Genomic DNA, 13,808 nt, shown 5'->3' on the forward strand with positions numbered 1-13,808 from the left:
CTCCGTGGACAAAAAGAAGCGTCCGCCCCGTCGGTGACGTCGAGACGGCCTGGGCTCGTGCGGTGGTGGGGCAGCGCAAGACGGACACGCGGTCTTTGACGGCGATGCCGCCGGCGGCGGCCCAAGCGGCGCGGTCAGAAGGATGCGGTCACGGGGCGGGCGTTTCGGCGGGCCCTGGCGTCGCTTCCAGGCGCCAGTCCTCGTGCACGGTGAAATGCTGGGCGACCGCGCCGAGCGCCTGATAGTCGATCAGCGAGAGCACCGTCGGCCGGGCCTCCAGCAGCGCGATGTCGCGTCCGGCCGGGTGGGGCGTGAAGGGTTGATCGTGCGCCGCGCCCCAAATTCGTTGGTTCAGGCGGTCAATCTTGGTTGGGTCATTCACCTCGATGACATGCGCGGCCATCGAGAGCCCGACCGGCGGACCGGCGCCGTCCGTGGCCAGCGCGATCGCCACCCGCCCGTCGCGCGCGATATTGGCCAGCTTCTGGCTGTGGCGGCTCACCACGAAGAAGAGCGACAGACCTTCTGCGACATAGTTGACCACAGTGGCCTGAGGCCAGCCATCGGGCCGGAGCGTGGCGATGGTCATCAGCCGCGAACGGGTCAGGAGTTCAGCGATGCGCGTCTTGGCCGTCTGCGGATCCAGCGGCGGGGGCGCGGGCAGGGGCGGAGGCGTCGGCATGGGATCCTCCACGCGGGGTTAGAGCGCGGCGCGCTTGGCAAGCCGCGCGTGGGACATCACGCGAAAGCGCCGGCAACCCTCCAGGACGATGAGACCCTCGTCCTGCAACTGACTGAACATGCGCGACACGGTCTCGATGCTCAGGCCCAGATGGTCGGCGATGTCCTGGCGGCTCATCGCCAGTTCGTTCCACGCCGCCGGTTGGCGGGCGGCGAGGTCGGAGAGGAAGCCGGCGACCTTCTCCAGGGCGCTCTTGCGAGCCAGGAGCATCATGTGTTCGTGAGCCCGTTCCAGCTCCGAGCCGGTCGCGCGCCAGATGGCCCGTTCCAGGCCATGGCCGGCCTCGCCGTGATAGCGCATGGCCGAGCGCCGGACGACCAGGACGCGAGTCGGCCCCAGCGCCTCGGCCGAGGATAGGTGCGCGGGCCCGGTCTCCAGGCCGAAGAGATCGCCCGGATAATAGAACCCCGCGATCTGGCGGCGGCCGTCGCTGGTCAGGCGCGAGGCGCGCACCGCGCCGCTCTGCACCTGATAGACGAGATCGGTTTCTTCGCCTTGAGCGTAGATTTCTTCGCCGCAGGCGAAGCTCATGCTGACGCCCATGTCGCCGAACATGTCGGCCGTGGGGGCGAACAGCGGGGATATGCTGGGCGTATCGGCGGAACGTAGGAACGCGGGCATCGACATGACGGCTCTCCCTGCTGCGTGGCGACAGGGATAGGGCGGGCCTGGTCAACCGGCCATTGGGAACAGTACTTAGAATGACCGTTTGCTCTTCCGCTCCGTGCGTCGAAGAAAAAAAGGCCGAGGAGGCGGAAAAAGCCGCGACGGACACGCGTGCGCGCCAGCATCCGTATAATCCCTCATACCGACCCTGTTTCCGTTTTTCTAGCTTTGCTCCCATTGATCCAATGGAGGCGGCCATGAAGACGGTGCTGTTGCTAGTGCATGCCGACGCCGGACAGGAGGCCCGTCTGCAGGCGGCGCTCGATCTGACCCGTGCGCTCGAAGGCCACCTGACCTGCGTTGATGTCACGCCCATCCCTGATTTCGCCGGCGATATCGGCGGCGCGGCGCAGGCGATGATCCTGGAGGAGGAGCGCGAGGCCGAGACGATCAATCGGGTCGCTCTGGAAGCGCGACTGGCCGGCGAGGGTGTCGCCTGGGACTGGATCGACGCGACGGGCGACTTCACCCAATGCCTGATGCGCCAAGCCGGGCTGGCCGACGTCATCGTGGTCAACTGCAAGCGGGACACGATGATGGCGGTGGATCGCCGAGGCGTGGTGGCCTCTGTCGTGACCCAGGCCAGTTGCCCCGTGGTCGCTGTGCCGGACGACGCGCGCGGCTTCAATCCGAACCTTCCGGCCCTGGTCGCGTGGGATGGCTCGGAGCCTTGCATGGCGACCTTGCGCGCCAGCGTTCCCCTGCTGCGCTTGGCGCAATCGGTCACCTTGTTCGTCGTCGAGGATGGCCCGACCCGGGCCGCGCCAGTCGAGGCGGCGGCCGCCTACCTGTCACGCCATGATGTCCACGCGACGATCGAGCAGGTCGCCGCCGACGGCGCTACGCCCGACGCGCTGATCCTGACGGCCTGCGAAGCCGCTGGGGTGGGTTATTGCGTGATGGGCGCCTTCGGCCACGGCCGGATGCGCGAAGAGCTCTTCGGCGGGGTGACCCGTCGCATGCTCGACGCGGCCCAGCTGCCCCTGGTGTTGGGGCGCTAAGCGGCCCTTCGCCATCACGATCCTTTTTTTGCAGTGAGGGAGGCGAGCATGCCTGCGGGATGTTCAGATGCGTGGCCACCTTCGGCCGCGGAGCGGGGCGCGAGCCTGTCGTTCGCCGCGGCGTTTCTGGTCTTGTGCGCCTGGGGCGCGCCGATCTCGTCCCCGCAAGCCCAGCCCGTGTCGGCCGCCCACGCCCCTTCGGGCGACCAGATCAACGGTCAGCGTCTGGCGCAGCGCTATTGTGGGCAGTGTCACGCCATCGCCCAAGGCGCGAGCCCTTTGCCGGACGCGCCGCCATTCCCGCGCCTGTTCACCCGCTACCGCCCCGGCCGTCTCGACGCGATCCTCGCCGAGGGCATGCTCGCTCCCAGCCAGCCGCCGGAAGAGGGCTCGCCGCGAAGTCATCCCCGCATGCCGATGGCCAAGCTGGACGATGATCAGATCGCCGATCTCAAAGCCTATTTGCGCGGCTTGGATCCGCGTATCGGCTCACGTCCCGCGCCCTGCCGTCGCTGCGGGTCCGGCCGGTCCGGAAACGCTGACATCGTTCGACCAGGCATCTGAAGGCGCGATTGCGCGACGTCAAATTCCTCGCGCGCGATCGCGCGAGACTGCCGACATTCGGAGGCTCGGACCATGAGCATGCTGCAAACGACCTTCCTGCTTCTCGACATCGTCGGCCTTTTTGCCCTGACCACGATCGCGAGCATGATCCTGTTGATCGCGACGGCGGGCGAGGGGCCGGTCATGCGACGCGATCGGAGACGGCCATGAGGCCGGCGTCCCGCAGGTCTTGGGTGGCGATCCTGGCCCTCGCGGTGGTCATCGGCGTGGTGTCGCTCGCCAGCTGCCAGAACCTCGATCGCCTGCGCCGTCCCTATCACGAGCCGGCGATCGCGCCGGGCGCCGGACGCTAGGAGACGGTTCGATGGACGCTTTCGGGATCAGATGGCCGCTCCATAGAGCCCGGACGCACGACCGTGCGGCGCCGCGCGTCAGGCCGCCCGCCGGCGGTGGGGCGCTGCGCTGGATCTTCCCCGTGCTCTGCCTGGCCGCGCCCTTCCTCGGCGAAGTCGCCGGGATCTATCTGCCCAGCTGTCTGTTGTTCGGCGCCGTGTTGGGAATCTGGGGCGCGCACCAGACCGGTGCGGTGTGGTCCGTGATGATCTGGAGCCTCGTCACCGGTGTGTTCGGGGCCCTGTTAGCCTTCGTCGCGGTCCAGGTCGTTCCGGACTTGAGGATCCTGGCCTTGGTCGCCGCGCTGATCCAGGCCCTCGCGCTGCTGGCGATCGGCGCGCCGGCCACGATCGCGGGATGGTCCGCGCGGGGCATGGTCCTGGCCAGCCTAGCCGGACCGCTCGCCTTGGCGTTGCTGGCGCTGCGCGGCGCTCCGGCCTGGGGGGCCCTGGCGGCCACCCTGGCCGTCGCGCTCAACCTGGCGGCGCTGCCCCTGGCGCTGATGGCGCGCCGCCGCGCGTGGCCGTGAGGCAGTCCTGCCCGGCCGCCGCCCTGGAGACGGCGCCGAGTTGAGCGTCTCACGCACCCGGCGCTGGCGGCCGTCCCATCGGCTCGTCCTGACGGCCGCGGTCTTGGTCGCGTTGATCGCCGTGGGTTGGCCGCCCCCAGCGGGACGCGACATCCCTCACGTCTCGAACCCGGAAGCCTCGTTGTCACCAGTGCTGCGCGCCCAGACCTGGGCGACCTGGCGACGGCTGCTGGCGATCATCGCGCCCTGCGACGCCGCGGTGGAGGCGGTGGCTCGGGCGACCCCGGCGCCGTCCAACCCGATCGTCCCGTCACAGTCGGTGCTACGCGCCCAGGACGCCTGCCGCGCCGCGGGCCTTAGCCTGTCGTCCCTGCGCGCCCCGCCCGCCGCCGATAGCGCGACGCGCGCCGCGTTCGACGCCGCGATCGAGCGTTGTCAGAGCGTCTATCGGGTCGAAGGCGACGCCCACGCCCGCCTCGCGCGGGCCCTGGATCGGGTCGCCTCGCCGATCTCGCCCGCCCGCCCAGACCTGTTCGGCTCCTGGTCCGGCGTGCAGGAAGCCAATATCGACGCCCTGGGATGCCGCAGCGCTTTCATCAGCGTCGCGCGACGCGCGGGACTGCCCCTTGGCGGCTTCGATCCCGAGACCCCCGTCAGCGAGGCCTCGCCGCGAGCGGACACGGCGTGAGGAGTGGGCGCGTGAGCCGCGCGGCGGGCCGTCTCAAGAGGCGCGCCGCCGGCCGTGCTCGAAGGATCAGCTCGCGGCGCTTTCGCGGCGCGGCAGGCACCAGCCCGGGCGGATGAAGTGGCAGGTATAGCCATTGGGGATCCGCTCCAGGTAGTCCTGGTGCTCGGGTTCGGCTTCCCAGAAGTCCCCGGCGGGCTCGACTTCGGTCACGGCCTTGCCGGGCCAGAGGCCTGACGCGTCGACATCGGCGATCGTCTCCACCGCCACGCGACGCTGGTCCTCGGACGTGTAGAAGATCGCCGAGCGATAGCTGCGGCCAAGGTCGTTGCCCTGCCGGTTCAGCGTCGTCGGATCGTGGATCTGGAAGAAAAACTCCAGAAGCTGGCGATAGCTGATCAGGGCCGGATCGAACTGGATCTCGATGGCCTCGGCGTGGTCGCCATGATTGCGGTAGGTGGCGTTGGGCGTATCGCCGCCGGAATAGCCGACGCGGGTCGCGACGACGCCCGGATATCGGCGCAGGAGATCCTGGACGCCCCAGAAGCAGCCGCCGGCCAGGATGGCGGTTTCGAGCTTGGCGTCCATGGCGAAGTCCCTTCAAGAGCTGAGAGCGTCGCGCGCCTGACGCGACGCCCTAGCAAGTGGGGATGGATGCGGAGATGTCCAGGATCGGACGCTCCGCGGCGATCCAGCCGCCATAGGGAGGGCTGAACTTCGATAAGGCGCGGATCAACCGTCAGCCCGTCCAGCCGGCCAAGGACCCGACCGCGAAATGACGTGATCGCGCTCGTCACGATTGTCGGTGACGACCACGCGATAACTGGCCCCGCCCGGGGCGACGCGGACCACGACGTGGCCGCCGCGCGCGGCCAGGCGGTCGGTCAGCCACTTGTGGGCCAGTTCGTTGGCGGGCGAGAGCCCGGTGGCGAAGATGTCGCGCGGACCGGCATAGAGGCGTTGGCTCAGCATTCGCTCCAGCGCGTCGGTGCTGGGATGCGCGGCGTGCCAGCCGGGAATGACCCAGGCGCGAGGTTTCAGCGCCCGTACGACGTCGGCGCCGGTCGCGTCGAACATGCCGTGATGGGCGGCGACGGCGACGTCGACCTGGCCGGCGGCCTGGGCGGCCAGGGTCTCGACGTCGCGCCAGGGCAGGGTTCCGTCGAAGCTGTTGCTGGTCAGGTCTCCGGCCGCGAAATAGCCGAACGCGCCGTAGCGCAGGCGGACGGCGGCCGAGCAGGCGTTCTCGTCGGGAATGTCGTCCTTGGCCAGGCTGTCGATCGGTGGGAACAGGTGGCGGGTCTTGCTCCCACGTCCGGTCCAGACCTCGCCATTGGCGGCCAGGTTGCGGATCTCCGCGCCGGGCAGCATGAGCTGATCGGCGGCGCCCACGCGGAAGCGCTCGACACGGCCGCTGGTCCGGGCCCGCTCGCGGACGAAGGCGACATAGGCCCTGGCGAACGGCGCGTCCGAGACCGTGGGATAGGCGTAGTCGGGATAGGCGCGATCGACCAGGACGCCGATGCGCAGCAGGCCGGCGACATCGTACAGGCCATCGATGTGGTCTGGATGCAGATGACTGACCAGGAAGGCGTCGAGCTTCGGCTCACCCGTCGCCGCCAGATGCCGGCGGGCGTAACGGCCGATCCACTCGCCGGCGCGACGTTCCGGACCTGGACGGATGTCCAGGCTGGCCGGCGGCGGCGTGCTCGAGGCGCCGGCGTCGATCATCAGGCTGGAGCCGTCCGGCCCGATGATCAGCGTCGAGTCGCCCCGGCCGGTGGCGATGTGGTGGATGTCCAGGCCGCCGCGCCGCCAGGGGCGCAGCGGCTGGCCGACGACATCGTCCTCGGGCAAGGGCGCGGCGGCGGCCAGCGCGGCCGCGCCGAGCAGCAGGCCGCGACGGGTGAAGTCGACCGCCGCCACCGCCTAGAACTTCGCCGACAGCATGACGCCGACCGTGCGCGCCTCGCCAAGATATTCGGCCAGCACGCCCTGGGTGGACGGGGTCAGCAGGTAGTCGACATCGCCCAGGTTCTTGGCCCAGGCCGTCAACGCCCAACGGCCGTTCTGGCTCTCATAGCCCAACGACAGGTTGGTCAGGGCATAGCTGTCGATGTGCAGGTTCGGATCCTTGGTCGCGCCGGTATAGTAGCCGTCGGTATAGGCCCAGCTCAGCGCGCCGGTGACATAGCCCTTGCCGTTCAGCGGGATGCGGAGGTCGGCGGCCAAGGCGCCCTTGTTTCGCGGCGACGAGCCCAGCGGATGGCCGGTGTTCACCGCCCCGCCCGGAATGACGAAGTTGTCGTAGACCGTGTCGAGCAGTCCGTAGTTCGCCATCAGGTTCAGCCAGGGCAGGGGACGCCAGGTCACTTCCAGCTCCGCGCCTTTCACCGTGGCCTGGCCGGCGTTGGTGATGGTCAACACACGCGTCAGATTGTTGAAGAACAGCTCCTGCTTGTCCTTGTAGTCCATGTGAAAGACCGAGGCGTTGATCCGCAGGGTGTCGGCCAGCCACTGGGATTTCAGGCCCAGCTCGTAGTTGGTGACGGTCTCGGGCTCGAACGGCTGGGCCAGGGCCGTGATCACCGCCGCGTCGGTGTTGAAGCCGCCGGCCGTGTAGCCGCGCGTGACGCTGCCATAGACCTTGAGGTCTTCACGCGGTGTCCAGCTGAGGACGGCGCGGGGCGTCACCTCGCTCCAGTCGGCCTTCAGGCCGCGGGCGGTGAAACTGCCGGTCGCGGGGCGGACGAAGTCGGTGCGGACGAGGTCGGCGGTCTTCTCGTCGTGGGTATATCGGGCGCCGAGGGTCAGGTCGAAGGCGGCCGGCAGATGGACCGTGCCATCCACGAAGGCGGCGTAGCTCCTGGTTTTCACCGCCTGGTCCGTCAGGACGTCCGAGGAGGCAACGCCGGTGACGGCGGCCAAGCCGCGCGTGCGCAGCTGGCGCTTGGCGTCCTCGTCGGCGAAATAGACGCCGGCCACCAGGTCGCCGCGCTCCCACTTCGGGCTGGCCCAGCGGACTTCCTGCGAGAACAGGCCGACATCGTCGACGTCGCGATTGACCGACTGAGTGTTGCTCCCGGCCAGGAAGACGTAGCTGGCGCCGGTCCCCGAATAGTCCTCGCCCGACTGCGACCAGCGATAGCCGGTGACGGAGGTGACCTGGCCGACCGGCGCGTTCCAGTAGACCCGTCCCGAGGCGCCCCACTGGTTCCGCGCGAAGCCCTGATTGTAGCCCAGCTCGGAGGTGCGGCGGTCTCCGTCCGAACCGGCGGCCTTGGACGACAGGGTGCGGCCGCCATTATGGTCCTCGGCGTAGTCGGCGCCCAGCAACACCTCGACATCGTCGTTGGCGCGCAGGCGGGCCTGGGCGCGGAGGCTGCGGCTGTCGAGGTCGTCCTGCTCGCGGCCGGTCAGGCGGTCCTTGCCGTAGCCGTCGTGTTGTTTGAGCGAGCCCGCCAGGCGCAGGGCGACCGTCTCCCCAACGGGGATGTCGACGCGACCGTCGACCTGCTTCAGGTCATAGTCGCCGCCGCCGATCCGGATCGCGCCCGCCGTGCTGCCGAAGGCCGGCTTGCCGGTGTCCAGCACGATGGCGCCGCCCGTGACGTTGCGGCCGAACAACGTGCCTTGCGGCCCCTTCAGCACCTGCACCGAGTTCAGGCCGTAGAGTTCGAAGGTCGCGGCGCTGTTGCGGGGGATGAACAGGTCGTCGATGACCACGGCCACCGGCTTGTTGGCGCCGATCTGGGTGAAGGTGTTGGTCGCGCCGCGAATGGCGATGGTCGGGCTGGACTGGCTGAACGCCGACACCAGCAGGCCCGGCGTCAGGCGTGAGATATCGCGCAGGCTTTCCAGGCGGTAGGTCTCGACCGCGCGACCCGAGAAGGCGGTCAGCGAGATCGGCACGCCCTGGGCGGCCTCCTCGCGCTTCTGGGCGGTGACGATGATGGTGTCCAGCGCGGTGGGCTCGGCGGCGAGGTTCTCCGTCGAAACGGCGGGCCGGGCGACGCGCAGGGTGATGATGCGGCCGTCGTCGGCCGCGACTTCCAGGCCGGTTCCGGCGATCAGCTTCCGCAGCGCCTCATGCAGGTCCATCTCGCCTTCGATGGCCACGGTGCGCACGCCCTTCAGATGGGCCGCGGGGGCGAAGATCTGCACGCCGGCCTGGCGCGCGAACTGCGGGATGGCGCTGACCGCGTCCTGCGCGGGCACCTTGAAGGATCGCTGCTGGGCCGCCGCCGAGCCGCCGATGCACAGCGCCAGGGCGGCCACGCCGCCGACCAGGATCGCTTTCGTCTTGTACAAAGCCATGTCGCCCCTCTCACGCGCCAGTCGCGGCGCGATTTCCGAGGCCAAGAGACGTCGCGGCGACGTCTCCGCCATGTGTCACGGAACTTTTACGCGCCCCTCGCCGCGGAAGGGCGGCTGAGACGGACGGTGCGGCCCTCGATATCCAGCCGCGCGCCGAACGCCTGCGAGGCCGACCGCGCGAAGCTGACCGGGTCGTTGGCCGCGAAGAGACCGCTGACCGGTTCCTGGGCCAGGGCTGGATCGTCGATCACCAGCCGCACGTCGCTGTAGCGGGCGAATTCGCGGGCCGCCTGAGCCATGGTCTCGCCCTCGAAGGCGATCTTGCCCTCCCGCCACGCCAGTTGCCGTGATAGCGCCGCCGGCGCGATGGTCTCGACCTGGGTTTGCTTCGGTGACGCGTCCATCTGCTGGTTGGCGCCGAGCCGCAGGCGACCGCGACGGTCGGTGACGCTGACCTGGCCCTCGCGCACCACGACCGACACCGGCTCGCCGGTGATCGCCTTGACGACGAAGGCGGCGTTGGTCGCCACGACGGACAGGGCATCGGCCGAGACGACGAACGGCTGCTCGCTGCTGGCCACCTCGAACAGGGCCTCGCCGCGAAGGAGTTCGACCGTACGCCGACGGACCCGGATCTTGCTGTCGGTGTTGAGGGTGATGGCCGAGCCGTCGTCAAGCGGGATCAGGCGGACCTCGCCTCGCTGGGACGCATAGGCGCGGGAGGCGTAGCTGGACACGGTCAGCGCGCCGACGCCGGCGACCAGACCCGCGGCGATCGCGCCGCCACCCCAGCCGATCAGGTTCCGACGCGATGGCCGGATGACGGGTTTGGCCTTGAACGGAGCCGGATCGAACTCCGGACCCAGCGCGCGCGCGGCGTCGCTGCGGTCGTACAGCGCCTGGGCGCGAGCCAGGGCGCCGAGCCTGCGCGGATCGCCGGAGACCCAGGCCGCGAGCGCGGCGTCGTCGGCCGCCGACAAGGGGCCGCGATCTATCCGCCCGGCCCAAACCGCCGCCGCGTCGTCAACCGCCCGACTTGTCTCTCGCTCTGCCTTCAAGGCCATTCGTTCCTGTGTCGTCGTTCCTAGATGCGCCGAGCGCGCGTTTTCCGCCACGCCCAAAGCGATCGATCAACAGGCGGATGCCCTTGACGATGTGCTTTTCGACCGTGTTCTCGGACACGCCCATGCGGGCGGCGATCTCGCGCTGGGAGAGGCCCTGCACCCGGCGCAGGATGAAGGCCTCCTGGGTCTTCTCGGGCATCTCGGCGATGGCTTCGGCCAGCCGATGCAGCTCGTCGCGGTCGATCAGCACCTGCTCGGGCGAGGCCATCTCCGCCGCCAGGTCCAGGCGCTCCAGGTCGGCGACGGCGCGGATCGAGACGATGCGGCTGCGCTGCACGTGACGCACCAGCAGCGAATAGGCGACCTGGAAGAGGTAAGCCTTTGGGTTCTGGATGTCCTCGACGTTCTCCTTGGAGACCAGGATCGTGTAGGCCTCCTGGATGACGTCGTCGGCGTCCAGGCCAGGCGCGAGCCGGCGGTTGAGCCAGCCGCGCAGCACGTGCTCGTGCGGCAGGATGTTGCGCGCGAACCATCGGGACCGTTCGGGTGTGATCGCAGGCATGGCTCGGGCGCGACTCTCCAGACGGGGGATAGAGAGGCGACGAACGGCGACGCCACAAGCGGCCGTGGGTCATCCGCTCTGCTTTGGCGCTGCTAACCGTCTTTCGTGACAGTCTTTCGCACCGGCAGCACCAGGACCAGGCAGGCGCCGACCGGAGAGGGCTCCCAGACGACCCGTCCGCCGATCGCCTCGGCGCGGCGCTGCTGGTTGGCCAGTCCCCGGCCGGTGACGGGCAGGGTCGGGTCGAAGCCGCGGCCGTCGTCCCGCACGCGCACCAGCACGCGGCCGTCCTCGGTTCGCACCGAGAGCGCCACCTCGCGGGCCTCGGCGTGCTTGAGGATATTGGCGAAGGTCTCCTGCAGGATGCGCAGGATGTGCAGCGCGTGGCGCTGGTCCAGCCATTCCAGGGGCGGGACCTCGCCGGCGTCCCAGTTCAGCTTGAGACCGCTGGCCTCTAGTCGCGGCTGAAGGCGGAAGCGCAGGGTGGCCAGCAGCAGGAGCAGATCGGTTTCGACGGGCTCCATCGAGTCGATGGTCAGCTTCAGGTCGTCGATGCAGCCACGCAGCAGGGCGACGGCGTCCAGGTCGGCGGCGCGATCGCCTTCGAAGGCGCGCAGGGCGGTGACCAGGGTCGAGCCCAGGCCGTCATGCATGTCCTGCATCAGCCGCTGGCGTTCCTGGTGCAGCAGTTCGCGGTTCTCGATCTCGCGCAGCCGCTGGTGGCTGGTCGTCAGTTCGGCTTCGCGCTGGGTCAGGCGTCGCGCCAGATCGGCCTTGGCCCTGGTCGCCGTCTCCAGCGCCTCGATATAGCGGCCGAACATGATGTACCAGAACAGCACCGTGAACCCGACGCCGGTGAAGTTGCTGACGAACACGCTCTCGATGCTGACGATATTCTGCTGCAGCGCCAGGTCGTAGACGCCCGAGAGCACGGTGACGAGGCACCAGACCGACAGCAGCAGGGCGTCGCGCGACTTGAACCGGATCGACTGGCGCACGCCGTTGAAGGCCACGATCAGCCCCAGGACCAGCAGGTTGGCGTAGACAGGCGCCGAGAGCAGGGTGGGATCCAGCAGGCCGGGCAGGGTGGCGATCGTCCAGAACCCGCCGTTGAGCAGCGCCACGCCCGTCAGCAGCGGCTGGCGCCTGCCGTGCAGCTCGGTGACGAACAGGTGCAGCACCACGATCATCCAGTACGGCGAGATCACGGTGATCCAGCCGAACCAGGCGTCGGAAACGATCAGCGGATGCACGCCGACGAAGGTGTGCAGCATCCGCAGGAAGACCACGACGGAGGTCATGAAGTAGAGCAGGTAGATCGGCTCGCCGCGGCGGCTGAACCAGACGAACAGGGCGAAGACGCCGGTCGCCAGGAACGCGAAGGACGAGAAGGACGACAGCTGGACCTGCAGGATCTCCCGGATGGTGTAGCGCGGAGCCAGCTGACGATAGTTGCCGATCCAGACCGACGAGAACGCGCCGCCGATGCCGCGCACATGCTGCAGCCGGACGTCCAGCGTCCGGGGCGGATGTGAGACCTCGGTGCGCGGCAGGCTGATCATCAGCGGCTCGTTGGAGCCGTTCCATTGCAGATTGGCGTGCGACTGATGGATCAGCTTGCCGTCCGCGTAGATCGCCAGCGTGCCGTCGGACTTCCAGCGGGGCACATAGAGATAGAGCTGGCGGCCGTCGTCGGGAAGGGGCGGGACTTGCAGAGAATACCAGGTGACGCGCGTGGCGATGCGCTGGGGCGCGGCTTCGGCTGTCGGCGCCCAGAGCGGCGCCGGCGCGTGGGGCATGGCCACGGTCCGGCCGCTGGCCCGGAGGTTCGACGGAACGGTCGCCGGCGGCGGCTGGTAGCCGACCGTATCGGCGATCGTCATGCGCGCGGCGGTGATTCGCTCGCCGCCGGCGCGCGACTCGATGACGAAGGCGACCCCCAGGGCGAGAAGTCCCGCCAGGATCCAGGCCGCCCATGGAAACCACGGGCGTGCGGTCCCCGCCGGCCTAGAGGAGACCATGGGCGCGGGCCTCGAACACCGCCTCCGTCTTGGAGCGGACCTCCAGCTTGGCGTAGATCCGTCGCACGAAGGTCAGCACGGTGTTGCGGGACACGCCCATCAGCTCGGCGATCTCGTCGAACGAGAAGCCGCGGGTGATCAGCTGCAGCGTTTCCTTTTCGCGTTCGGACAGGCTGGGGACGCCGCTCCTTTCGACGGTCTCGGCTTCTTGGGCCGGACGTTCGTCGGGCCGGAAGCGCATCAGCACCTGGCGGGCGATGCGCGGGCTGATCGGGCTGCCGCCAGCATGCAGCACGCGGATGTCCTCGGCGATGGTCGGCAGGGGACTGTCCTTGAGCAGATAGCCGCTGGCCCCGGCCTCGATCGAGGCGATGACGTGGCGCTCATCGGCGAAGGTGGTCGCGACCATGATCGCGCAGGCGGGCCAGCGGGCGTGGGCCTCGCGGATGACGTCGACGCCCGAGCCGTCGGGGAGACCCAGATCCACGATCAGCACGTCGGCCGGTTGGCCCGCCAGGCGGGCGCGCGCTTCGGCCGCCGTGGCGGCCACGCCGGCGATTGACAGATCCGGCGCGACGGCCAGGGCGGTGCGAAAGGCGTCCTGGAAGGCGACGTCGTCCTCGACCAGGACGATCTGGAGCGGCGTCGACGACGCGGCTTCGATGCTCATCCCGGCGTCCCCGTTTCCCGCGCCCGTTCCTCGCACGATGGCTTGCGGCGCAAGCCATCGCAGACCTGGCCTCGTCTGTCGTCATCACATCTTGCGACAGGCGCGAGATTGCGCCGCTCCGCTTCACCCGGCAACTAGACCGTGTCGAAAGCGTCGCGAGAAGCGACCGTCGATCAGCGCGGTGGGGCGCGAAAAGCGAGGGGCGCCGACACGACCGGCGCTCCTCGCCAATCAGCCTGGGACGAGGGCTCGGCGTCGAGCGAGAAATCCGACGGGGGCGGCTTTTGGTCGCGCCAGCGCCAGACTGATTCCAAAGACGAGGGTCAAGGCCGCGGCGACGTAGCAGGCGGGGCAATGGCCCGCCATGGACCAGACGTCCTGGCGGCTGCTGCAAAGCGGACCCGCCAGCAGGCGCGGCAGGGCCTGGGCCAGGGCGATCGTCCACGCGACCAAGGCGGTCGCGCCGACGACCGGAACGATGAAGCGAGACTTGGCCGACATGAAACTCTCCGGATGCGCGGACACACAGTCCTCCCGGATCCGGTTCCTGGCTTTGATACGTATCAAAGCCTGGGCCTGCGGTGCGTGACAGGA

Annotated in this window: 16 protein-coding genes; 6 read left to right on the forward strand and 10 right to left on the reverse strand. The window is 69.2% G+C overall.

Annotation, left to right across the window (positions count from 1 at the left end; genetic code table 11):
• Window positions 1–148: 148 nt before the first annotated feature.
• Window positions 149–682, reverse strand: coding sequence for a pyridoxamine 5'-phosphate oxidase family protein (locus tag AC1RNC_RS25810; RefSeq protein WP_492888837.1), 534 nt, complete (start codon window positions 680–682; stop codon window positions 149–151).
• 18 nt (window positions 683–700) lie between these two features.
• The gene (locus AC1RNC_RS25815; protein ID WP_492888838.1) at window positions 701–1,369 is read right to left on the reverse strand and encodes a helix-turn-helix domain-containing protein; all 669 of its coding nucleotides are present in this window, start codon (window positions 1,367–1,369) and stop codon (window positions 701–703) included.
• 236 nt (window positions 1,370–1,605) lie between these two features.
• On the opposite strand from AC1RNC_RS25815, the gene AC1RNC_RS25820 reads away from it, so the two are divergent.
• The 6 genes from AC1RNC_RS25820 to AC1RNC_RS25845 all read left to right on the forward strand — a co-directional run bounded on the left by AC1RNC_RS25820 (window position 1,606) and on the right by AC1RNC_RS25845 (window position 4,583).
• Window positions 1,606–2,409 carry a universal stress protein gene (locus AC1RNC_RS25820; protein ID WP_492841723.1) on the forward strand — a complete coding sequence of 268 codons (804 nt, stop codon included), beginning with the start codon at window positions 1,606–1,608 and terminating at the stop codon, window positions 2,407–2,409.
• A 177-nt stretch (window positions 2,410–2,586) separates the two neighbouring features.
• Window positions 2,587–2,973, forward strand: coding sequence for a c-type cytochrome (locus AC1RNC_RS25825; protein WP_492888839.1), 387 nt, complete (start codon window positions 2,587–2,589; stop codon window positions 2,971–2,973).
• A 78-nt stretch (window positions 2,974–3,051) separates the two neighbouring features.
• A complete protein-coding gene (locus tag AC1RNC_RS25830) occupies window positions 3,052–3,183 on the forward strand; it encodes a hypothetical protein (protein ID WP_492888840.1) in 132 nt (43 codons plus the stop codon).
• The gene (locus AC1RNC_RS25835; RefSeq protein WP_492888841.1) at window positions 3,180–3,326 is read left to right on the forward strand and encodes a hypothetical protein; all 147 of its coding nucleotides are present in this window, start codon (window positions 3,180–3,182) and stop codon (window positions 3,324–3,326) included. The genes AC1RNC_RS25830 and AC1RNC_RS25835 overlap by 4 nt, the downstream gene beginning before the upstream one ends.
• Window positions 3,327–3,448: 122 nt before the next feature.
• Window positions 3,449–3,895, forward strand: a complete 447-nt coding sequence (locus tag AC1RNC_RS25840; RefSeq protein WP_492841731.1) for a hypothetical protein — start codon at window positions 3,449–3,451, stop codon at window positions 3,893–3,895.
• 40 nt (window positions 3,896–3,935) lie between these two features.
• On the forward strand, window positions 3,936–4,583 hold the full coding sequence (locus tag AC1RNC_RS25845) for a hypothetical protein (protein ID WP_492888842.1): 648 nt from the start codon (window positions 3,936–3,938) through the stop codon (window positions 4,581–4,583).
• Window positions 4,584–4,649: 66 nt separating this feature from the next.
• Here the strand turns inward: AC1RNC_RS25845 and msrA are convergent, their stop codons facing one another.
• The 8 genes from msrA to AC1RNC_RS25885 form a co-directional block, all read right to left on the reverse strand.
• A complete protein-coding gene (msrA, locus tag AC1RNC_RS25850) occupies window positions 4,650–5,168 on the reverse strand; it encodes a peptide-methionine (S)-S-oxide reductase MsrA (RefSeq protein ID WP_492888843.1) in 519 nt (172 codons plus the stop codon).
• Between the two features lie 144 nt (window positions 5,169–5,312).
• Window positions 5,313–6,506 (reverse strand): ComEC/Rec2 family competence protein, encoded by a 1,194-nt coding sequence (locus tag AC1RNC_RS25855; RefSeq protein WP_492888844.1) that lies wholly within the window; start codon window positions 6,504–6,506, stop codon window positions 5,313–5,315.
• Window positions 6,507–6,509: 3 nt separating this feature from the next.
• The gene (locus tag AC1RNC_RS25860) at window positions 6,510–8,897 is read right to left on the reverse strand and encodes a TonB-dependent receptor (protein WP_492888845.1); all 2,388 of its coding nucleotides are present in this window, start codon (window positions 8,895–8,897) and stop codon (window positions 6,510–6,512) included.
• Window positions 8,898–8,983: 86 nt separating this feature from the next.
• Window positions 8,984–9,877 (reverse strand): FecR family protein, encoded by an 894-nt coding sequence (locus AC1RNC_RS25865; RefSeq protein WP_492888846.1) that lies wholly within the window; start codon window positions 9,875–9,877, stop codon window positions 8,984–8,986.
• Window positions 9,878–9,920: 43 nt separating this feature from the next.
• Window positions 9,921–10,523 (reverse strand): RNA polymerase sigma factor, encoded by a 603-nt coding sequence (locus AC1RNC_RS25870; RefSeq protein ID WP_492888847.1) that lies wholly within the window; start codon window positions 10,521–10,523, stop codon window positions 9,921–9,923.
• Between the two features lie 92 nt (window positions 10,524–10,615).
• The gene (locus AC1RNC_RS25875; protein ID WP_492888848.1) at window positions 10,616–12,544 is read right to left on the reverse strand and encodes a sensor histidine kinase; all 1,929 of its coding nucleotides are present in this window, start codon (window positions 12,542–12,544) and stop codon (window positions 10,616–10,618) included.
• Window positions 12,531–13,214, reverse strand: a complete 684-nt coding sequence (locus AC1RNC_RS25880) for a response regulator (protein WP_492888849.1) — start codon at window positions 13,212–13,214, stop codon at window positions 12,531–12,533. Before AC1RNC_RS25880 ends, AC1RNC_RS25875 begins: the two co-directional genes overlap by 14 nt.
• Before the next feature lie 231 nt (window positions 13,215–13,445).
• Entirely contained in the window at window positions 13,446–13,715 is a 270-nt protein-coding gene (locus AC1RNC_RS25885) for a hypothetical protein (protein WP_492888850.1), read from the reverse strand.
• Between the last annotated feature and the right edge of the window lie 93 nt (window positions 13,716–13,808).

It is taken from the genome of Caulobacter sp. GW822-FHT01G02 (assembly GCF_058802865.1).

Bases quoted from the DNA above. Each gene is read 5' to 3' on its own strand.
- AC1RNC_RS25810 (WP_492888837.1), bottom strand. From the start codon at position 682: ATGCCGACGCCTCCGCCCCTGCCCGCGCCCCCGCCGCTGGATCCGCAG.
- AC1RNC_RS25815 (WP_492888838.1), bottom strand. From the start codon at position 1,369: ATGTCGATGCCCGCGTTCCTACGTTCCGCCGATACGCCCAGCATATCC.
- AC1RNC_RS25820 (WP_492841723.1), top strand. From the start codon at position 1,606: ATGAAGACGGTGCTGTTGCTAGTGCATGCCGACGCCGGACAGGAGGCC.
- AC1RNC_RS25830 (WP_492888840.1), top strand. From the start codon at position 3,052: ATGCTGCAAACGACCTTCCTGCTTCTCGACATCGTCGGCCTTTTTGCC.
- AC1RNC_RS25835 (WP_492888841.1), top strand. From the start codon at position 3,180: ATGAGGCCGGCGTCCCGCAGGTCTTGGGTGGCGATCCTGGCCCTCGCG.
- msrA (WP_492888843.1), bottom strand. From the start codon at position 5,168: ATGGACGCCAAGCTCGAAACCGCCATCCTGGCCGGCGGCTGCTTCTGG.
- AC1RNC_RS25860 (WP_492888845.1), bottom strand. From the start codon at position 8,897: ATGGCTTTGTACAAGACGAAAGCGATCCTGGTCGGCGGCGTGGCCGCC.
- AC1RNC_RS25870 (WP_492888847.1), bottom strand. From the start codon at position 10,523: ATGCCTGCGATCACACCCGAACGGTCCCGATGGTTCGCGCGCAACATC.
- AC1RNC_RS25875 (WP_492888848.1), bottom strand. From the start codon at position 12,544: ATGGTCTCCTCTAGGCCGGCGGGGACCGCACGCCCGTGGTTTCCATGG.
- AC1RNC_RS25880 (WP_492888849.1), bottom strand. From the start codon at position 13,214: ATGAGCATCGAAGCCGCGTCGTCGACGCCGCTCCAGATCGTCCTGGTC.
- AC1RNC_RS25885 (WP_492888850.1), bottom strand. From the start codon at position 13,715: ATGTCGGCCAAGTCTCGCTTCATCGTTCCGGTCGTCGGCGCGACCGCC.